14 protein-coding genes and 5 pseudogenes are annotated in these 21,120 nt (G+C 58.0%); 11 read left to right on the plus strand and 8 right to left on the minus strand.

The window, feature by feature from the left end; all coding sequences use genetic code 11:
* Positions 1-33: 33 nt before the first annotated feature.
* The 5 genes from RPG13_RS31315 to RPG13_RS31335 form a co-directional block, all read right to left on the minus strand.
* Entirely contained in the window at positions 34-1,371 is a 1,338-nt protein-coding gene (locus RPG13_RS31315) for an NAD(P)/FAD-dependent oxidoreductase (protein WP_442921373.1), read from the minus strand.
* A complete protein-coding gene (locus tag RPG13_RS31320) occupies positions 1,371-2,258 on the minus strand; it encodes a dihydrodipicolinate synthase family protein (RefSeq protein WP_337126803.1) in 888 nt (295 codons plus the stop codon). The genes RPG13_RS31315 and RPG13_RS31320 overlap by 1 nt, the downstream gene beginning before the upstream one ends.
* A gap of 1 nt (position 2,259) precedes the next feature.
* Complete coding sequence (locus tag RPG13_RS31325) at positions 2,260-3,747, minus strand: aldehyde dehydrogenase family protein (protein ID WP_337126804.1); 1,488 nt, start codon at positions 3,745-3,747, stop codon at positions 2,260-2,262.
* Between the two features lie 38 nt (positions 3,748-3,785).
* On the minus strand, positions 3,786-4,490 hold the full coding sequence (locus tag RPG13_RS31330; protein WP_337126805.1) for a GntR family transcriptional regulator: 705 nt from the start codon (positions 4,488-4,490) through the stop codon (positions 3,786-3,788).
* Positions 4,491-4,629: 139 nt separating this feature from the next.
* Entirely contained in the window at positions 4,630-4,806 is a 177-nt protein-coding gene (locus tag RPG13_RS31335) for a hypothetical protein (RefSeq protein ID WP_337127104.1), read from the minus strand.
* Here RPG13_RS31335 and RPG13_RS31340 point away from each other — a divergent pair.
* From RPG13_RS31340 to RPG13_RS35030, 5 genes and pseudogenes are all read left to right on the plus strand, one after another.
* Positions 4,721-5,687: pseudogene (locus tag RPG13_RS31340) on the plus strand (GlxA family transcriptional regulator). The gene RPG13_RS31335 and the pseudogene RPG13_RS31340 overlap by 86 nt on opposite strands.
* Before the next feature lie 361 nt (positions 5,688-6,048).
* Positions 6,049-7,062: a LysR substrate-binding domain-containing protein gene (locus RPG13_RS31345; protein ID WP_337126806.1), complete on the plus strand. Its 1,014-nt coding sequence runs from the start codon at positions 6,049-6,051 to the stop codon at positions 7,060-7,062.
* A 210-nt stretch (positions 7,063-7,272) separates the two neighbouring features.
* Positions 7,273-8,925 (plus strand): ABC transporter substrate-binding protein, encoded by a 1,653-nt coding sequence (locus tag RPG13_RS31350; protein WP_337126807.1) that lies wholly within the window; start codon positions 7,273-7,275, stop codon positions 8,923-8,925.
* 475 nt (positions 8,926-9,400) lie between these two features.
* Complete coding sequence (locus tag RPG13_RS31355) at positions 9,401-10,252, plus strand: alpha/beta hydrolase (RefSeq protein ID WP_337127084.1); 852 nt, start codon at positions 9,401-9,403, stop codon at positions 10,250-10,252.
* Positions 10,253-11,262: 1,010 nt separating this feature from the next.
* A pseudogene (locus RPG13_RS35030) lies at positions 11,263-11,452 on the plus strand (IS630 family transposase); the annotation flags it as partial.
* On the opposite strand, the pseudogene RPG13_RS31360 reads toward RPG13_RS35030, so the two are convergent.
* Positions 11,452-11,961: pseudogene (locus RPG13_RS31360) on the minus strand (IS66 family transposase); the annotation flags it as partial. The pseudogenes RPG13_RS35030 and RPG13_RS31360 sit on opposite strands and share 1 nt — an antisense overlap.
* A 485-nt stretch (positions 11,962-12,446) precedes the next feature.
* On the opposite strand from RPG13_RS31360, the gene RPG13_RS31365 reads away from it, so the two are divergent.
* Together RPG13_RS31365 and ctlX are read left to right on the plus strand one after the other, a co-directional pair.
* Entirely contained in the window at positions 12,447-13,664 is a 1,218-nt protein-coding gene (locus tag RPG13_RS31365) for an arginine deiminase (RefSeq protein WP_337126808.1), read from the plus strand.
* A 554-nt stretch (positions 13,665-14,218) separates the two neighbouring features.
* A complete protein-coding gene (ctlX, locus tag RPG13_RS31370) occupies positions 14,219-15,148 on the plus strand; it encodes a citrulline utilization hydrolase CtlX (protein ID WP_337127085.1) in 930 nt (309 codons plus the stop codon).
* Here ctlX and RPG13_RS31375 read toward each other — a convergent pair.
* Positions 15,090-15,523, minus strand: a pseudogene (locus RPG13_RS31375) (IS110 family transposase); the annotation flags it as partial. The gene ctlX and the pseudogene RPG13_RS31375 overlap by 59 nt on opposite strands.
* Positions 15,524-15,623: 100 nt before the next feature.
* Between RPG13_RS31375 and RPG13_RS31380 the strand changes: the two are divergent.
* Together RPG13_RS31380 and RPG13_RS31385 are read left to right on the plus strand one after the other, a co-directional pair.
* A pseudogene (locus RPG13_RS31380) lies at positions 15,624-16,355 on the plus strand (IS481 family transposase); the annotation flags it as partial.
* An 88-nt stretch (positions 16,356-16,443) separates the two neighbouring features.
* Positions 16,444-17,386 (plus strand): IS630 family transposase gene (locus RPG13_RS31385; protein ID WP_337126809.1). Its coding sequence is split into 2 segments (ribosomal slippage): positions 16,444-16,781 and positions 16,780-17,386, totalling 945 coding nucleotides; the frame shifts between segments, so codons are not numbered across the junction.
* Here RPG13_RS31385 and RPG13_RS31390 read toward each other — a convergent pair.
* A complete protein-coding gene (locus tag RPG13_RS31390; protein ID WP_337126810.1) occupies positions 17,358-17,582 on the minus strand; it encodes a hypothetical protein in 225 nt (74 codons plus the stop codon). The genes RPG13_RS31385 and RPG13_RS31390 overlap by 29 nt on opposite strands.
* Positions 17,583-18,273: 691 nt before the next feature.
* Between RPG13_RS31390 and RPG13_RS31395 the strand changes: the two genes are divergently transcribed.
* Positions 18,274-19,794, plus strand: coding sequence for a trimethylamine methyltransferase family protein (locus tag RPG13_RS31395; RefSeq protein WP_337126811.1), 1,521 nt, complete (start codon positions 18,274-18,276; stop codon positions 19,792-19,794).
* Positions 19,795-20,018: 224 nt separating this feature from the next.
* Positions 20,019-21,089: a GlxA family transcriptional regulator gene (locus tag RPG13_RS31400; protein ID WP_337126812.1), complete on the plus strand. Its 1,071-nt coding sequence runs from the start codon at positions 20,019-20,021 to the stop codon at positions 21,087-21,089.
* Positions 21,090-21,120: the final 31 nt, after the last annotated feature.

A 21,120-nucleotide genomic window follows, 5' to 3' on the forward strand; every position in this document is an offset into this window, starting at 1 on the left:
CCACGCGAAGCGAAGCCAGCCTGCAGAGGAGCCTTATTCGCGTCCCGCGCGCCATTGTCTGTATGCGAGGTTCAACCGTGCACCCACGTCGGTAAACGGCTGCGGCGGCAATGCCTGAGGCTTCTCAAATGAGCGGAATATTTCGCCGAGCTGGGATCGATGCCCCGCCACGAGTTCGGCCGTTGCGATGCCCGCGGCCGTGGCTTTAGTCCCCCCTATGCCGTTGCACGCGCATGCTGCGAAGATGCAGTCTTCCACTTGGCCAAACAGTGGCACCGAATTCCAAGTAAGCGCCATTGCGCCTGCCCAACGATGCTGCATCTTCAAGTGACGATGATCGGGAAAGCGGTCGGCGAACTTGCGGTCATGGAGGTCGCTCGCACACTTGATCGAGCCGGCGCCAACTTCGATCTTAGGGTTATAGGTGTAGCGCGAGCGGATGAGGATTCGGTCGCCGTCGGCCTCGTTGATACGTCGGACAGTCGTGCCCATCGGCGCGGCCGGTGTCGCTCCCCATTTCCGCGATCCGGCAAGCGTAGAGGGATCGAACGGTTCGGTCAGCGAGGCGTAGGTGAAGAGGTGAAGAAGTTGACCGGTCCCGAACCCGAAGCTCTCTGCGTGGCCGTTTGTTGCCAGGATCACCCGGCCGGCCCTCAACTCGCCTTTGGGTGTCTTTACCGTGCAGCCGCTCGACGATGTTTCGATGGACAGGGCGGGCGTCCGCTCAAACAGCCTGACGGGTTCCCGAAACAAATCCGCAATGGCCCTCACCAGCGCTGTAGGCTGCACCATGACCGCGCCGGGAGTGAAGAGCCCGGACTTGAAGGATCGCGTGCCCGTGACTTCCTCGATCTCCTCGGCACCGAGAAGCTGGTGCGGTTCACTCAATGAATTGAGCTTGGACGAGTACGTCGCGAGATGCTCCGTGCCGGCATCGGTCATGGCCACGCTGTATTTGCCACTACGATCGAACACGTACTTGTCCCAGCCATTTTCCTCCGCCAGTCGGGCGTAATGTTGAATGGCCGTCCGTGCTACCACTATCTCATTGTGGCTTTTGGTAACAGCGTCCACCCCGAAATTGCCCGACGAAATGTCGTGGGGCAAATCAATGATAAATCCGGAGTTACGGCCACTGGCCCCGTTCCCGACCACGTCGGCATCGATAACGGCGACGGAAAGTCCTGGGTGGAGATGGGCCAATCTCGTAGCGGCCGCCAACCCGGCGAAACCCGCGCCGATGATGACGACATCGACAGTGATGGTCCGATCCAGTTCGGGCGTTGGCGTCCTCGGAGGGAGCAATGCCGCCCAGCCGGACTCCACGCCATGGGCGGGCAGGCGGCGCGCACGAAAAGTCTTGCTGGTCATCATTCCGCTTCTTGTTCGACTAACGCGCCCAGCGCCGTCCGAAGCGTCGCGATGCGGTCCGTCGAAAGGGGACGGAACGGCTTTCTCGCGTTACCGCACCCATATCCAGTGAGTTCCGCGGCCGCATACACGCTTGGGACATAGTCGCCGTCCCAAAGAAGGGACATAATTGGCTCCAGTTGCCGCCAGAGCGACTGCACATCCTCCCAACGCTTTTCCCGAGCGGCCTTGACGATCGCCACGCACGTGCGTGGCGCAATGTTCGCGCCGCCCCAGATCAGACCGGAGCAACCCGCGAAAAGGGAGAACGGGACGAGCGGATCGGCACCGTTGATGACATTCAGGCCGGTGCCGATCAGCCTGACCTGTCCGATCAAGTCTCCACTGCTGTCCTTGACTGCGCGGAATTCGGGCAATTCGCAGAGTCTGCGGAGCAGGTCCGGCGTTATGCGCACACCGACCGCCTGGGGCACATTGTACCCAATGATGGGCAATCCGACCTTGGCAACTTCGGCGTAGAAGTCGAAGACGCTGTTGTCGTCCGACGGACCTTCGAAGAAGGGCGGAAGGATCATGACACCGTCCGCACCGGAATCCTTCGCGAACTGCGTCCTTTCGACGACGTCGGCCGGGAGCAATGCCGAGGCCTGGGCGATCACCTTGGCCCGTCCGGCGACGATGCGCGCACCGCGTTCGATGAGGGACCTCGATTCATCTGGCGACAGATAAACATGCATGCCCGTGCCGGAGCTGAACACGATACCGTCGACGCCCGCGGCCAGATACCGCTCGATGAGTTCCTGGAAGCGATCGAAATCGATACGCCCGTTCGAGTCGAACGGGGCCGTGATCGCGAGATTGAGACCGGAGAAAGCAAATGATGACATTTCAGAAACCCTCGTTCGAGCTGCTCAAGTCGATCCAAAGCGTTTTGGTCTGGCAATATTGATCATGCGCGTGGAAAGCCTTGTCCCGGCCGCCGAAGCCCGATTGCTTGTAACCGCCAAACGGCGTGGCGGCGTCCCCCTCTCCGTAGCAGTTCACGGTGACGGTCCCCGCCCGGATCGCCCGTGCGGCCCGAAGCGCCCGTGTGCCGTCGGCGGTGAAAATGGAGGCAGCCAGACCATATTCGGTCTCATTGGCAAGCGAGACAGCCTCCGCGAGGGAGTTCACCCCAATGACACAAACAATCGGCCCGAAAATCTCTTCCCGGACGTGCTTGCTGTCGTGGCGGTCGAATTCCATGATCGTGGGCTCGATCGTGGTTCCGTTGAAGACCTTTCCGCCAGCCACCACCTTGCCATCGCCTGCCAGATAGCTGCTGACCTTCTCGAAATGCGTGGCTGAGACAAGCGGACCGATGCGGGTTTCCGGATCAAGCGGGTCGCCCGCGGTCCAGGTCTTGGCGACTTGCGTCAGTTTTTCGAGAAGGCGGTCCTTCACGTCCTTGTGGACAAAGACACGTGAGATGGCCGAGCAGTTCTGACCCATGTTCCAGAACGCGCCGTTGCCGATGTGGGAGGCCACGGCGTCAAGATCGGGAACATCGTCCATCACGATACAAGGGTTCTTACCACCCATTTCAAGAACCACTTCCTTCAAATTGCTCTCGGAGGAGTACTTCAGGAAGCGACGACCAGTGTCGGTGGAACCTGTGAAGGAAATTGCGTCGATGCCGGGATGGCGACCGATTGGTTCGCCGACGTCCGGACCATCACCGGTCACGACGTTGAAAACCCCAGGCGGCAGCCCGGCATTCAGAGCGAGCTCTGCGACCCGCAAAGTGGTAAGCGACGTCTCTTCAGCTGGTTTGACGACGATCGTGCACCCCGCTGCCAGAGCAGGGCCGATCTTCCACGCAAGCATGAGAAGAGGGAAGTTCCAGGGGAGCACGATGCCGACGACGCCGATCGGCTCGCGCACTATCAGGCCAAGAGAGGCGTCATTCGCAGGTGACACCTGGTCATATATCTTGTCGACGGCTTCGGCATGCCATCTGAGGCTGTTGATAGTCTCGGGCACATCGATGTTGATGCAGTCGCTGATGGTTTTGCCGCTATCCAAGCTCTCCATCAGCGCCAGCTCAAGTGCGTTTTCCTCGATGACGGACGCCAGCTTGAGAAGCACCTTTTTCCTATTCGCCGGGGCAAGCTTCGACCACCGGCCGTCCTCATACGCCAGCCGGGCAGCCGCGACGGCCCGGTCGACATCGGCTGCAGAAGCCGCCGGAAGCTTCGCCAAAACCTCGCCCGTCGCCGGATTCAGGGTTGCAAAGGTTTTGCCCGACAGGGCGGCCACCTGGACCCCGTCCACGATCATCTTGCTGGGCAGTTTGAGCGCAGTCGCCTGCGTCTTGTAGTCGACTTTATTGAGCATTTCTGTTCTCCCTAGTGTCCTACTGACACCGACAATGATTATCCTTCGAGTTCACCTTGCATGCCGCTGGGCACGGCGTAGAGCGCCATATCGCTTCGGAAAACTTCGAGATGGGCGCGCACCACGTCGCCCGCCCGCTCTGCATCACAGGCTTCGATGGCCTCGATCATCTGATCGTGTTGCCGAGCAGCGGTTTCCTGGTCCTTTTGAATCCGCGGGCCGCCGTTTTGGCGATAGAAGATCTTCCCGATCCGGGCGTGATCGATGAGAAGCTTCTTCAGACTGGGAAGCAGATACTGGTTGTGTGCCATCTTCCCGATGTTCAGATGGAACTGGTGATTGAAGATCACCCTGTTCTCGACGTGGCCGTCGGCAATGGACTGCCGGAACTTGTGCTGAGTATGCTTGAGGACTTCGAGGTCCCGAGCGTTATGGTTGACAGCCGCGAGCTTCGTCGTTCCGACGTAGATCATCGGGGCGACGATCAGGAAATCCCGAAGCGTCTGGTAGGACATGATGGAGACGCGCGCAGCGCGGTTGGCCTCAAGATCGACGTAGCCCTCGCCCGCCATCTGTCTCATGAGTTCGCGGACCGGCGGACGAGACAGGCCGAATTCCTCACTGAGAGCGACTTCGTCGAGAACCGCCCCCGGCTCGAGCTGCATGGTTAGGATGCGATGCACCAGTGTTTCAGCAAGAATGCCCTTTCGATCCGTCGAGGCAGCAGGTTCATCCAGGATCATAGCGGCTCCTCAATTTCAAAGAAAGACATATGGTAGACAAAGATCATGAGTCAAGATAGGTAAATGATATTACCCTGATGCGGTGACAGCCATACGGCAGCTCGCAGGGTGTTCCAACGGGTCGAGGCAAGAGGGTGTTTCATTCATCACCACGGCGCAGACAGGCACGGTCGGTCCGGCTGAAGGTCGGGTTTATCCTGGCCAGCTCCTTCACGTTGACCGCCTTCGCCATGTTTATCGACACACTCAGACTCGCCAGCGATGAATCCGACAGGTCAGGTCGGATCAATGCGGACTGGGAGGTGTTGTCAAACACCCGGCATCTCGTCACGTCGAGCTGCGGCGTCCAGGTCTCGCCGACGTCTTTATTCCTTGACCCGATGGAGTTTGACTACATTGTCGTCGTAGGGGGACGATTGACCGACGGCCAGGCCGTCGACAACGAAACCCTGAGGTATCTTCGGGATGCCGCGTTCAAAGGAGCGCGATTGATCGGAATCTGCACCGGAACATTCATTTTGGCTGAGGCAGGTCTTATTGGCCGCGCACGAAACCTGCGTCAGCTGGCTTCACTACGTCGACTTCAAGGAGCGATTTCCTGATTTACAGGTTCGGGCGGACAGAATCTATAACTTGGATGCCACGCGGGGATCATGCGCGGGCGGCAGCAGCACTGCCGATCTGGCGGCAGAATTGGTGCGACGGCACATTGGAAACGCGGCCGAACGGAACGCGCTCGAAGTGCTGCAGATCGACAAAGTTCGGAACGCAGAGTGGGTGCAACCGCGTCGGCCGTTGACGATAGAGACGCACGGCCCGAGGCTCCGCGCTGCTCTGATCCTGATGGAGCAGAACATCGAGAACACACTGTCGGTTTCCAGGCTGGCCGCAGCATTGGGTATTTCGCGACGACAACTCGAACGGCTGTTTTTCAAGGAGGTGAACAGCTCTCCTGCGCTTGTCTACCGGCGCGTGCGGCTGGAGCGCGCAAAGCAACTTCTCAGGAAAAGCGACACTCCTTTGATCGAGGTCGCTATCGGGTCAGGTTTCGAGAACGCCTCTCACTTCGCCAGGGTCTTCCGAAGGGCTTACGGTCAATCACCCTCTGCCTGGAGGCGTTCGGAGTTGACTTGGCCAAATGGCGAACGTGGAGCTTTGCAGAATACGTACTCACTGGGCGCCGACGCGGTTGAATAACTCGGTGATGGATGGCCGTCTTCCCGTCCACGTCCGCGACGCATATTACGGCGATTACGCCTTGCGACGGGTGCCAGGTGTTAGCATCGGGTCCTGACAACCCAGTTTTAACGGCCGAGATGAGGATTTGACTAGCAAGAGTCGCCGGGTCGACCCCTCGAAGAGACATATTGTAGACAAGCTATGATAGGCTATCTATGGTGATGGGCGATGACGAATAGCCTGCCGCGCCGCTCACTGCGCTTCGGACCTGGTCGTTTACGCAGCCGATTTTTCCGAAATATACTGGGCGCGTTAGAACACATGGTTCGGGTGCGCACGCGGGTTTTACTTCTTCTCATGGCTGGAGTAATGATAACTCATGTCAAATTATCGACGGCTTCCGTTGAGTGCGCTGCGCGCATTTGAAGCTGCCGCACGGCATTTGAGTTTTACCAAGGCTGCCAATGAGCTTTCGGTCACTCAAGCGGCAGTGAGCCGCCATATCTTGACGTTGGAGGACCACCTCGACACCCAGCTTTTCAACCGCGGAAACCAGAAGGTGTCATTATCTCCCGCCGGCGAGGAATTATTTGAAGCTGCGACCCTCAGCCTGGCGCATATTGCAGCGGCTTTTGACAGCGTGAAGAGAGGCCAGAAAGCCCGACGGTTGACCGTCGGCATGCCGATGTCGTTCGCAACGCTGTTTATGAGCCACCGGATTGGAGATTTCGTCGCGAACAACCCAGAGGTCGACCTGCACTTGGTCTCGCTCGAACGCAGCCCGGCGCCGGCGACGGACGGTTTTGATGTGTCCGTGGTAATGGGGTATCTGGCGCGCCCGGGGTTCACAGCCACCGAGCTCTTCGGCGAGGAAGTCTTCCCGGTTTGCAGTAGATCATATCAGACACACTCCCCGCGTATTCTCATTCCGGAGGACCTAGTAAACGAGGTCCTCTTGGATATGGACGATCAGCATTGGTCCGCCTACCCATGGTCACCCTTCAATTGGGCCCACTGGCTTGGACAGTTCGGCGTTTCGTCCGACTTCAAACGCGCCATCACGTTCACTAGTTATCCAACGATGATCCAGTCAGTGATCAAGGGCTACGGCATCGGGCTGGGCTTCCGTCATTTGGTAAGTGATTACCTCAATGAAGGCACCTTGATAAGGCCTCTAAGTGAAAGCTATCTGACCGGCCGAAAACATCATTTGGTCATTCCGGATACCGCAATTGAGCGAGACGACGTCCAGATCTTCCGTAACTGGCTGATCACACAGGTTGCAGATCTAAATCCGCCGGCACCGGCGACCGAATACACCAAGCCAATACCGGTCCGACGCAACGAGATACCGACTGAGCATGCAGAGACGCCACCGCCTGATAACATTTAGTCCTGCGTTACATAACTTTTTATCCGGTTGTTTTATCACTCCCGCGCGGCTAGCGTCCTTGGCAATAGGAGGTTGCAGCCTCTCAAGCTGCCCCGAAGGTCCCTGTGAAGCCAGGGAGTCTGTCAGTCCTTTTCGGTGGATTTAACGTGCCCAAACCGGTGCTACGTGTGCTGGCCGGCGACCGCAGGCAATGGTCTTTGGGAGATTCGGATGCGATTTTTCAACAAGCGTGGTCAGCCTATGCCCAAGCTCTTCGGGCGTCTTGCTGGGGAGGTGAAGAGGGGCGGGATGGACCGGCGCGAGTTCCTGGCACTCGCCTCCATCTTTGGTGCGTCAACAGCTGTCGCGTACTCTATGCTGGGCGCCTTGCCGTCGGCACATGCCGAAGAAGCGGGAAAAAAAGGCGGAACGCTGCGAATTGCCATGCAAGTCCAAGGCGCAAAGGATCCTCGCCTAAATGACACTCCAGAACTAGGTAACATTTACCGCCAGTTTCTAGATAATTTGGTCAAATACACGACTCAATACACTTTCGAGCCCAGACTTCTAGAAAGTTGGACCACGAATGAGGACGCGACGGAGTATGTCTTGTACGTGCGGAAGGGTGTCAAGTGGAACAACGGCGACGACTTCACTGCAGATGACGTGATTTTCAACCTGCTGCGTTGGTGCGAAAGAGACGTGCCTGGGAACTCAATGGCCGCACGCATGGCCGCGCTCGTTGACGACAAGACAGGCAAGTCGCGGGAAGGTGCTATCACAAAGGTTGACGACTACACGGTTAAACTCAAGCTGCCCAAGCCGGATGTTACAATCATCGCTGGGATGGCCGACTACCCCGCGATGATCGTTCATCGTAACTACGAAAAGAGCGGGTCGAACCTCGTTGCCGATCCCGTTGGCACGGGCCCGTTTGAACTGGTGTCATGGGAGGTAGGTCAAATGGCCGTCCTGAAGCGTCGGACCAACGGAAGGTGGTGGGGCGGTGAAGCGTACTTGGATGAAGTCCAATTCATTGATTATGGCGCCGATACATCCGTCGTTCAGAGCGCCTTCGAGTCAGGAGAATTAGATGCGAACTACCAGACGTTCGCAAACGATATCGCCGCATTTGACGAACTCGGGTTGGTGAAATCTGAGGCGAAGACATCGACAACGCTCGTGTGCCGAACACAGATTACGAACAAGCCCTACGACGACCAGCGGGTGCGCAATGCACTCCAATTAGCAGTCGACAATGGTGCTGTGTTGCAGATTGCCTACAGTGGCTATGGAATCGTTGCCGCAAACTATCATGTGGCACCACTACACCCCGAATTTTACCCGATTCCAGAAAAGAAGCGAGATGTTGAGGCTGCCAAGCGGCTGATGACCGAAGCTGGTCAGATGGACTTCGAACACGACATTATCAGTCCCGACGCGGATTGGCTGAAGGACGCTGGCGATGCGATTGCGGCGCAGTTGCGCGAGGCGGGGTTCAAGGTGAAGCGGACAGTTCTGCCCGTTAGCACCTTCTACAATGACTGGTTGAAATATCCACTTTCGATAACGAACTGGAACCATCGACCGTTAGGGGTACAGACGTTGGTACTTGCCTATCGCAGTGGTGCTGCTTGGAGCGAGACGGCATGGTCAAACGCGGAATTCGATAAGAAACTGGATGCGGCGTTGACGGTGCCGGATCCAGAGAAGCGCAAACCGCTCATGCAAGACATTGAAACGCTTCTGCAGGATTCCGGCATCATCATTCAGCCCTACTGGCTTTCCTTGTTTAACCATTCTGCTAAGCACGTCAGGGGCTACGCAATGCACCCCACATTCGAGATCGAGCTCGGTAAAGTTTGGCTCGACGGAGCTGGCTGAGATTCGTGATCTTTACCGGATAATTAAGTGGTTTTGCCAATATGACAAAGCCGCTTTATGTCCAAGTCTGCAGCCCGCCCCGCTCCAGGAACTTCGGACCCTCCGGTGAACGCTTCCTTGCGTGCTGAGGGCGCTGCTTGAAGTCCTTGGGATAATCCTAACAGTAGCTCTAATGTCTATCCCGCGAGTGGGGATGATCACGTCGGTCGAGAGACGCCGGCGTTCGAGTTGCGAAGAAAAGGAGCGTCTGGTCGTGGCTTCGAGCCAAGCGTGTTGGAGCTCGCACGATCGGCGGGCATTCACGCGGCATCCATCTAATGAGAAGATCGTTAGTGTAGGCGCGCATAGGCACAGTCCAGTATCTGCTCGCAGTGACTGCCCATTGGATTGTGAGCGTCCACCCAAAGCAGCCCGCGATACGGATAAGAACCGCGTAATACTTCTAGTTTGTTCAATCGAGAGGTCCGCGTTGGAAGTGCAGCACAAGCTGACGAAGACTACCGTTGTATACCGCGAGATTGGTGGTCACCAGATTCGGGCCGACCTTTATCGGCCCGCGGGAAACAGGAAAGTTCCAATTCTTGTTTTTATTCACGGCGGCGCCTTGATCACGGGGCACAGGGAGTTCGACGTTGATCACTCCGCTGCGGCAGAAACGAGGGATTTCCATGCACCGGAGCCTCGCCTTCTAGCCCTTGCGGAGGAGAGAGGATATGCGCTGGTCTCGTTCGACTATAGGCTTGCGCCCGAAACTGAGCTTCCGGAGATAATCAGTGACGTAGAGGCCGCATTCACGTGGTTGGCGGGCGATGCCGTGCACAAGTTCAATCTTAACGTCGATCGCCTGGTAGTAATCGGCAATTCAGCGGGCGGATATCTCACTCTCGTTACGAGGTATCGAGTCAACCCGATGCCGAGGGCTCTCGTTGCGTTGCATGGGTACGGCAATCTACATGCTGATTGGTATGCCCAGCCGAATCCATATTCCTCCTATCTTCACCCAAAAGTCACGCAGGACGAGGTGGCGGCCCAATCCGATGGACGGATAATCTCGAATGATCGTGATCGAACAGGCCAAGGGCATCTAATTTATCTTTACTATCGCCAGAATGGCCTTTGGCCTCAGGCGGTTAGTGGATTTGATCTGAGTTCGATTTCTGAAAAGCTTGCGCCGTATGAGCCTGCCAAGAATGTGACGCGAGACTTTCCGCCGACACTGATGATCCACGGAACTCAGGATACGGACGTCCCCTATAAGGGAATCAGCGCAGATGGCGTCCGTATTCGCGCGCCATGGGGTTCCGCACCTTCTGCTGCCGATCGATAAGGCAGAGCACTGCTTCGAAGGCGGTTAGTTGCAGATAGAGAGTGCGCCTATCATACGATGCGCGAGTTCATCATCAGGCACATGGAACCGTGACTCCAGCGCATAGCCCGCTCGCTAACCTTATGTCGGCACACTCGTCGCATGATGTTGGGTCAGAAAGGGAGCCAAATGCCAAGGCATGAGCGACCGTCCCACAGGTGTAGCTTTGTGAGAGCGTGCGGAGAAAGCAGAAAGGCCATCGGCGGACGTCGGGCTGTGCCGGCGCCATTTGGTGATGCGACTACCTCAATGCGGGCACCTTGATAAGGCCTCTGAATGAAAGCTAGCGTAGACCGTATGTCCGCCACTGCCGAGCGGCTCACCCTCACTGCGCGTCCGAGGCTTGCTCGGACGGTCCGAGCCGATCCTCATCACAGGACGATGAGACGTGGCGGATTAGAGGGAAGCATTTTGTCGGAATCTATGTCGCGAAGCTAAGGAACGCCGTCGCTAATGCAGAAGGGGGCCGGGAAGGAGAACTTCGCTTCTTCGGAGGGGTCGACGAGCCGGCCACCAGCATGAGAAGCAAGCTGGTCGCGAAGGATCATGGGAGCTTGGGGCACAACGTGCTCCACGACTTACGTTATATATTTTCCGATGCTGCCGGCCCAATCTACATGGACGGCGGGCATGATGGAGAGGACGGGAATGACCGTATATCTCCCAAAATTGCAACCGACATAATGAAAATATATGCTCCCGTAAAGTGAACGCCACTGTCTCGGAGAGGCGTAACAAGCCTCTGGTCGATGCTCTCAGGTAAAGCTGCTATCAACCGAAACCTCGGCAGCCTGACGGACCTGGAGCGCGAGAAGGAGCTCCCACCTTGGCAATTGTAGCAAAATGGCGGGAGATGGCGAACGGTCACCCCTTCGCTTCCCGAATCAAGAGCACGTCCGGGATCGATGGATCGTTTGTGATGTGACGTGGGGCGCGGCCTCTGATCAACATCCACTTTGACGAGGTGGACGATGGCGAAAACTCTTAACGAGGATCTTCGGTCGCGGATCTTGAAGGCTGCGGATGACGGCCTGTCGGCCGGTAGGCTGCAGCACGGCAGGTGTCGGTGTTGGCGTATCGAGCGCGATCCGCTGGATTGCGCAAGCAAAGATTGGCGAGCGGACAGCGCGGCCGCAGGGTAAGCGGGTAGCTGATGCCGTTTAGCGCTGGCAGTTCCAAGGCATGAGCGCCTCGATATCGCTCTTTGGCCAGCCATTAGCGATGCGCTCGAATTTTAGCGGTGGTCAGCAGCGTGGCGATGGTGCCCATGTCCGTCCGCCGCCGGTCGCTGCCAGCGAAGAGGCTGTTCTTTCGGGTAATTGTCTGTGGCCGGATGGCGCGCTCGACGGTGTTGGAGTCGATTTCGATGCGGCCGTCGGTGAGGAAGCATTCCAGCGCGGCACGCCGGCCGAGCGCATGGCGGATCGCCTCGGCGGGCTTCGATTTTCCCGACAGCTTCGGCAGCTCCTTTTCCCACAACGCAAATTAGGGCGGCAACGACGGCGACGGATTTCTCCTGACGCGCAGCTATCCGAACTACTGGGTCCGGGCCGCGCACGGCCTCCTCGGGCCACAGCGGCGCCATCTGCTCTGCGCCACCGTCTGCGAGGCAAAACGGAGGAGCCTGCGGCATGCAGTCCGTAGAACTTGCGCCCCACGCGCGACCAGCACGCATTCGGATTCTATATTGTCAAAAGCCTGACAAAACTTTGATCCGAAACGGACAAGCAAAACGGACATGAACAGGTAATATGTTGAAATCAGATCCCTTTTGGCTTGGTATGGCTCTTGCGTTTTAAACGGTGACATTTACCTAGGAGCAGGGCCGTTCGATGTCTGTACCGATGATTTGCTTGAGGGCCTCACTAGCACGAGGTTCTTCGAACAGTTGCAGGCGACCGCCAGATCCGGTGTCTGCGGGTCTTTATCCTGCGGCTCGTCCACGACACCGGACGACGTGCATTTCGCCTACGTCTCTATGTGCGATGTCCTCAATCTACGCGGCATCCTCTTCCAATTTTGGGCGGGGGCGCGAGCGGGGCAAGCGCCTTCGTTCCGGCCGATCCGACCATGACCGCCCTCTTGGCGCAATTGAGTTGCCGCCAACGAGACAGGATCTGCGCCGTCGGCCCGCTCTGAAGGCAACGCAACTCCCATGATGAGCTTAGGTGTGCATTCCGAGGTCGCCCGGCTGCGAGAAGTACTGGTGCACCGGCCAGGCCTTAGCCTCCACCGCCTCACGCCGCGGAACTGCAAGAGCCTTCTTTTCGACGATGTGCTTTGGGCGGAGCGCGCCGGACAGGAGCATGACATGTTCGTGGAAGCCCTGCGCGACCGTGGCGTGTTGGTTCACTCGTTGGACGAACTGCTTTGTGCAACGATGGCGTTGCCGGAAGCGCGCCGTTGGCTCATTGACCGTCGCGTTCATCCTTCCGCTGTCGGGAAAGACATGGTCGATGACTTGCGGGGCTGGCTCGAGGAGATTCCTTCTGATCAGCTCGCTACCTATCTGGTTAGCGGCATTTTGGCTACAGAAATGCCGTTCGAACCGCGCAGCCTGACAGGGCAAACGCTGGTGCCGGAAGATTTCGTCCTCCCGCCATTGCCGAACCAGCTTTTTACACGTGACAGCTCCTGTTGGATTTATGGTGGCGTCTCGGTCAACGCTATGTATTGGCCCGCAAGACAGCCGGAAGCTGCAAATGTCGAGGCGGTCTACCGCTTTCATCCGCGGTTTCGCGAGGCCAGCTTCACTTACCTGGTGCCCGATGGAACAGACCCCGCTTCCAGTCTCGAGGGCGGAGATGTGATGCCGGTCGGCGGCGGTGTTGTGCTGATTGGAATGGGCGAACGAACCACACCGCAGGCAGTCGAGGCTCTGGCGCACCGCTTGTTCACGACGAAGGAAGTGACCCGCGTCATCGCAGCACTGTTACCGCGGAATCGCAGGTTTGTGCATCTTGACACAGTCTTCACGTTCTGCGACCGCGACCTCGTGACGATCTACCCGCAGGTCGTAGATCTGCTCAAGACGTTTTCGCTGCGACCGAACAATGCTGAGGGTGTGCTCGATGTCACTAAGGAGACCAGACCTTTCTTATCGGTAGTGGCCGAGGCGCTGGGGTTGAAGGCTCTCCGTACTGTCGAGACCGGTGGTGATAGCTTCGCGGCCGAGCGGGAGCAATGGGATGCCGCTAATAATGTGATCGCCGTCGAGCCGGGCGTTGTGATTGCTTACGAACGCAACGTATACACGAACACGCTGTTGAGGCGCGCCGGTGTGGAAGTAATCACTTTCGAGGGTGCGGAACTCGGCCGTGGCCGTGGCGGCGGGCACTGCATGACTTGCCCACTGGTACGCGATCCGATCTGACCAAAAGCACTATGACATCGACCCGAGAGGAACAGCAAAGATCCTCCGCAATCACAGCGATTTCGGCCCCAACGTCGTCTCCTGCCGGTCTGCGAAAGCGGCCGTGGAACGGGCAGGCATACCTGCACCACCGACAACATAATCGGCCCCATAAGAATGCGATCAGCGGCGATTGCGCCTGCAAGACCGAGCTGCACACGTATACTCCGATGCGCCGACACTATCGTCGAACATCCGCCGCAGACCGAGCGCGAGGTCTAACAGATGCCGCGAACTATCCTGTAACTGAACTCCGGAGCGTCGCGACTGGCACGGCACGGGGTCGGCGGCATGCTCACCCTGTTTGCGTCGGCTCCACAATCGAGACTTTCGGCGCTACGCTACGTTTGAGGGCGACTTCCAGAACGGATTCTGCCAGCGCCTCGCCATGATCGCTGACCCAAATGACCCGCGCAACCTCTGCGTCATGCCCCACCGCGCTCGATAACCCGATCGGAGTCTTTCCCTTGGCAGCACGTTCAGAATTCTCGGTTCAGGCCCCTTCCGCCGTGGTTATGGTCCGTCCCCATCATTTCACGGTCAATACTGAGACTGCGGCCGACAATCGCTTTCAAATAAGGGATGATGACGCTAGTGATCTGTCGCCGCTCGCCTATGAGGAGATTACTCGCGCCGCTGCGCTGCTTCGAGAGCAGGGTATAATGGTGCATTTGTTCGAGAGCGAGGGCAGCGACACTCCGGATTCAGTGTTTCCGAACAACTGGTTTTCAACCCACGCTGGCGGTTACATAGCGATCTATCCGATGAAGGCCTTGAGCCGCCGGCGTGAGCGTCGGAGCGATATTATTGACATGCTGAAGAGCCGATATAGGGTGCAAGAGGTGATCGACTATTCTGGCCTTGAGCCGGACGGGCTCTTCTTGGAAGGTACCGGTTCGATGGCACTCGATCATATCCATCGGGTCGCCTATGCCGTAAGATCTGAGCGAACCGATCCAATCCCGCTTGAAAGGTTTTGTACCCAGTTCAGTTTTGAGCCGATGGTGTTCTCGGCGAAGGACTGCACCGGGTTCGACATCTACCATACGAACGTGCTGATGTGCGTCGCGACCGATTTCGCCATGATCGGGCTCGACATGATCACTGACTCAGGGAGACGGCGCGAAATCGTCAATCGTTTCGAACGCGCCGGTCGCCGGGTAATCGGGCTGACCAACGCACAGATCGAGAGGTTTGCAGGCAATGCGATTGAGCTCCTTGGCGAGAACGGGCGTATCTTGGCCCTGTCGAAGACCGCATTCCTGGCATTGACGACGCAACAGATTGACATGATCGGCGAGAGCGCGCGGCTGCTGCCACTAGAAATTCCTACGGTCGAGCGGGCCGGCGGTTCTGTGCGATGCATGATCGCTGGCGTACACCTCACGCGTCGAGAAGCTGCGTGCGCTGCGCCACCAGCAGTTCGCGCATCTTGTGGTGCATGAGCGCCGCCTGGTTCTCGACTGATCGCACTGGTACAAAACGCATGGAGGGCCGCGTCACTGCCTCGCAGATGGCCGCTGCATCCGCGGCGTCATTCTTCTGGCGACGGACATAGGCCTTCAGGCCTTCACGTAGGCCGGCGGCATCAAACGCACGTCAGGGCCAAGCTTCATCAACTGGCGGGCCCAGTGATGAGCCGAGCCGCATGCCTCCATGCCGATCAGGCAAGACGGCAGACGCTCGAAGAATCCCAGCACATCTTTTCGCCGGAGCGCACGAGTGACGACGACGTCGACCGCGTGGATCTGGAAGACATGCTTGGCGAGATCGAGCCCGGCGGTGGCGACTGTGCTGAGAACGGTGGTAGTCTTGTCCATGGACGGTGCTCCTTCAGATGAGTGCTCGACAGCAGCCATCTTGGCACGCATCTCACGAGGATGATGCCGTTGCGGGCGCCGTCCACTCCATCAAGAGAGCCTGAGGGCGGTGGCCGAACGCTACGGGATCAACCAGAAGACCGTCGCCAAATGGCGGGAGCGGGCCTCGGTGGCCGATCTGCCGACCGGTCCGAGAGAGCCGAGATCGACGATGATCTCGCCCGAGGAGCAGGCCGTCATCGTCGCCTTCCTACGCTACATACTCTGTTGCCGCTCGATGACTGCCTCTATGCCTTACAACCCACGATCCCACACCTGACGCGCTCGTCACTGCATCGTTGTCTGCAGCGTCATGGCATCAGTCGCCTGCCGGATGTCAAAGGCGACAGACCGGCGAAGAAGAAGTTCAAGAGCTATCCGATCGGCTACTTCCACATCGACGTCGCGAGGTGCGAACCGAGCAGGGCAAGCTGCACATATTCGTCGCCATCGATCGCACCTCGAAGTTCGCCTTCGTCGAACTGCATGAGAAGGCCACACTGCCGTCTCCAGAGACTTCCTGCTGCGCCTGATCGCGGCCGTCCCCTACAGGATCCATACTGTGCTCACCGACAACGGCATCCAGTTCACGACGCCCGGCGCCGGCGGTTCGGCCGTGCCATTGATCAAGGAGGCCATCGCAAACGGCGAACGCTTCTGGGCCCATGCCTTCGAATACGCTTGCGCCACGAACGACATCGAGCACCGGACGACCAAGGCAAGGCACCCGTGGACCAACGGCCAGGTCGAGAGGATGAACCGGACCATCAAGGATGCGACCGTCTTCCACTATTAGAGCACATCCTGTGATCGATGAATCGATTGTGATGTGATGGCTGCGTTTTGTGCTGATTCAACATCCACCTCGATGGAGGTGGACGATGGGAAGAGCATTGAGCGGTGATCTTCGGTTGCGGGTCTTGAAGGCTGCGGACGAGGGCATGTCGGCGCGGCAAGCGGCGGCGCGGTTCGGCGTGGGAGTGTCCAGCGCGATCCGCTGGATTGCGCGGGCGAAGATCGGTGAACTGGGGCCACGCCCGCAGGGTCGCCGCCGCGCCTCCAGCCTCGATGCGCATGAAGCCTTCATCGCCGGGCTGATCGGGGAGCGCAAGGACATCACGCTGAACGAGATGGTGGAGCGGCTCGTCGCCGAGCAGTCGGTACGGATCAGCCGCAGCGCCTTGAGCGCCTGGCTTCGCGGCCACGGCTGGACATTCAAAAAAGTCCGCGCACGCACTGGAGCAGGATCGTCCTGACGTCCTGAAGCGGCGCCGGGAGTGGTTCGACGGCCAGCTCGATCTCGATCCGACGAAGCTCGTGTTCATCGACGAGACCGGCCTCTCCACAAAGATGGCTCGCCTGCGTGGAAGAGCGCCGCGCGGCGAGCGCTGCCGGGCCGGCGTGCCGCATGGCCACTGGAAGACCACGACCTTCACCGGAGCGCTGCGGCTGACGGGCATGACTGCGCCCTTCGTCTACGACGGCGCTATGAACGGCAACGTGTTCCTGGCCTATGTCGAGCAGGTGCTGGTCCCGACATTGTCGGAGGGCGACGTAGTCGTCATGGACAACCTGGCCGCTCACAAGGCCGCCGGCGTGCGCGACGCGATTGAGGCCGCAGGCGCGAGCCTGCTCTACCTGCCGCCCTACAGTCCCGACTTCAATCCGATTGAGAACGCCTTCGCCAAACTCAAGGCGCTGCTGCGAGCAAAGGCCGAGAGAACCATCAAGGCTCTGTGGGACGCGGTCGGCGCGGTCGTCGACCTCTTCACCCCAGCCGAATGTGCCAACTACTTCAAAGCCGCAGGATATGAACCGGATTAAACAGGACGTGCTCTAGAGCCATGATCAGCTGGGCCAGCACCTTGCTGACTTCATCTCTGCCTACAACTTCGGCCGCAGGCTCAAGACTCAATGGCCTCACGCGGGGGCCCGCGGCCTTCGCCAGTTCGGTGCCGCCTTTGGCATGCAGCGGCCCAACGCACATCAAATGAGTATTGATGGTGGGCTGGATAACCAAGGGTCATGACCGTCCAGGGGTCGCCTCCAGTCCGGCGTAGAGCGATTGGCTTCAGAGATTCGACACCAAGTCAACAACAGCTCGGCATGAAGGCGGCCTGCCTTGGCCAGATAACATTTTCTCCTCCGCTACATAACTTTTTATACAGTTGTTATGTAGCTCCCGCGTCGCTAGCGTTCTAGAGCAAACAGGGGCGACGGCCACCTGATCCGTGATGTAGATCCTATCAGACAAGGGCATCTATCGATACGATAGAAGTAAATGTGCCCTGAAACATGGTTTTCAGCAGCAGATAACTATTAGTCTGCGGCTAGACACCTATCGTTTTGGGCACGTTAAGCGAATATAGCCGTGACTGGACGGGGCAAGTTCACGTAGCGCTGAGCACTGCATACGCAGCGCCCGCACGGACCTTAGCTGAAAGGAAGTTTTGTGAAGCTCGAAGACGTTTTGGGCCCGTCCAAAAGCCTGGCACCTACCGTTTGGTGATTGGGTTGATTTTGGGCGGGGGTGGATAGCACAAGAATACCGCCCGTTGCTTCAGAGCTTGAGTGGCCAGTTGACAAGATCCTGACGGCATTTGATCTCGCCCTTAATCGCATAACCACAGTTCATAAGTTACATTAGTTTTTATTGTTAGTGTTGGAATAGGTTCTGTCCTATTCTGATATCAATCAGGGATCATAAGAGCATGTCAGTAAGAGCAGGAGGCCGAGACGCTCGGCAGAAGATGCGTTCCGAGAAGGCGGTAACATACTCGCCGCCAATGGAGCGTGGCCTGCCTTATATGGATTTGCTGAGCCCGGACGAATTGCTTCGGCTCCACAACTATTCCATGCAAATACTTGAAGAGATAGGCATTGAATTCCGCGATGACGAGGCCATTGAACTTTGGCGGGCAGCCGGTGCTGGCGTAATCGATCAGCGCGTTAGAATCGACAGGAACCACCTGCTGGAGCTGGTGGCGAAGGCTCCTGAATACATCACGGTTCACGCTCGAAACCCCGCCAAGACAGTCACTCTCGGCGGACGGAAGACTATCTTCACCCCAGCGTACGGCTCGCCGAACGTGCTTGATCTGGAGGGGAAGCGGCGGAACTCGACAATTGCGGATTTTGTGAATTTTGCGAAGCTCGCCTACCACGCTCCCGCAATGCATATGACAGGTGGCGTTCTTTGCGAGCCTATGGACATTGCGGTCCCGAAGCGCCACCTGCACATGAATTACAGTCTGATACGATACTCCGATAAGCCATTTATGGGAGCGGTGACCTCGCGCGAGAGGGCGGAAGACACGGTCTCTATGGCCAAGATTGTTTTCGGTGACGATTTTGTTCACAACAACACAGTGATGGTGTCCATTGCCAACTGCAATTCGCCACTGGTGTGGGACGCGACAATGCTCGACTCGGTCAAGGTTTATGCCGCGAGCAATCAGGCAATTCTTTTCACCCCATTTGTCCTCGCTGGCGCCAGCACCCCGGCGAGTACATTGGCTGCAGTTGCGCAGCTCAATGCCGAAGCACTCGCTGGCATAGCCTTCGCGCAGCTGGTGCGGCCCGGGGCGCCTTCCATTTATGGGCAGTGGTTGGCGACCGTCTCAATGAAAAGCGGGGCGCCAATGGCGGGAACCCCAGAGATTTGCCACATGAACATGCTGGTCGGCCAACTCGCCAGACACTACAAACTACCTTGGCGCTGCAGTGGAATGTGCACAAGTTCAAAGCTCGTCGATGCCCAAGCAGGCTATGAGGCAGCTCGTAATATGTACGGGGTACTTATGGCCGGTGCGAACTTCGTCCTTTCAACCGCCGGGTACCTCGAAGGAGCCCTAACCCAGAGCTATAGCAAGTTCATGCTGGATGCTGAGCAAATGGTAATGTTTTATAAGCTTGGCCAGGGCCTAGTGAAGAGCGAACTAGATGAAACGCTTGATGCGATCCGACAAAGTGAACCGGGAAGCCACTATCTAGGAACCGAACACACGCTGAAGAATTTCGAACAAGCGTTCTTCGTGCCCGATTTGATGAACCACGATAGCTATGAGCAATGGACCTTTGCCGGCGCCAAAGATGCCGACACGCGGGGACGCGATGCAGCTGAGCGGGCCCTGAGGGAATATCAAGCACCGCCACTCGACGAAGCAATCGACGAAGAGCTTCTTGACTTCATGAAACGTCGAGAAATTGTAATCGGTGAGGCTGTACTTTAGGCGACAAGATAACACAAAATGGCTCTGGTGAGGAACGATGTCTACACGGCGGGCGTGTCAGTCGAGAAGTGGACGGCACCTCGCCTAGATCGTGTCGACCGGGCTCGGCAGGGCGGATGGATCTGTCTGCCTGCTTCACCACGAGCGCTCGCCACAGCAATAGCCGAAATTGCGCCAGGCTTCTTCGGGTTCGAGAACACCTCGGTTAGCCCCTTGCGAAACGCATGGATGAATCCCTGATGAACGCACCCCCCAATATGAATGCCATGAAGTCGTTCACCCCGCCGGACGATCCGGCGAATGGTGGCCGACCAATTGAGCTAGTGGTTCTGGTATTGCCGGGATTCTCGCACCTGGCGCTTCATGCCTTCATCGAACCGTTCCGCATCGCCAATACGGTATCGGGGCTAACGCTGTTCCGGTGGCGGATCGCAGGACTCGACGCCCGTTCTGTCGAGGGTGCGAGCGGCATTTTGGCCACCGTTGATGTAACGATAGACGAACTGTATTCCTGTTCGGGCTACCGGGGGCCAAATCATCTGGCGGTGGTCTCGGGTGAGCCGGTGGGACGGCGGCTGAGTCCGCAGCTCAACAACTTTCTGCGCTCAATCGCACGCCGCGGGGTTCCAATATCCGCGGTTGGAACAGCGACGTGGCTGCTCGCGCAGACCGGTCTTCTGGCAGGCACACGCTGCACGATTCACTGGTCGCGGCTGGCCGCGTTCTCCGAAGTGTTCAGGCAGCCGCAGATCCGCGACGCCCTCTTCGTCAAGGATGGGCAGTTTTCGACATGCGCGGGTGAACTGGCAGCCTTCGACTTAGCAGTCGATCTGATCGCCAGCCATGTGGGCGGGTTTACCGCACAGGAGGTTTGCCGCCACGCGACCGTCGAAGGTCAGCGATCAGGTTCGAATCGCCAGACCGGGCCATCGGGTCTCGCCTTTGCCGGTGTAAGCGATAAGCTTCTTATGGCTATGCGGATCATGGAAGAGAATGTGGAGTGCCCGCTGACCATGAGCGAGGTTGCACATCGGGCTGGCGTGTCACGGCGCCAACTGGAACGCTTGTTTGCAGCACACGTGCACATGCCGCCGGTCCGCCATTATCTCCGAATCCGTGTAGATCATGCCAAGCGCCTGATCGAAGGGACAAGCATGCCCATTATCGATATCGCAATGGCCTGCGGGTTTTTGTCCCCTTCACACTTCGCAAAGTGCTTCAGAACTTTCAACGGCGTCTCGCCGCAGCAGTGCCGCGCTGCGGTACCGGCCTGGGTCGGGCCTGGTCTCGGTTAAATTAGAGGCGAATTAACCGATGTCTCGCCTA

This window comes from Mesorhizobium sp. ISC15 (genome assembly GCF_037162615.1).
GTDB classification, from domain to species: Bacteria; Pseudomonadota; Alphaproteobacteria; order Rhizobiales; family Rhizobiaceae; genus Mesorhizobium; species Mesorhizobium mediterraneum.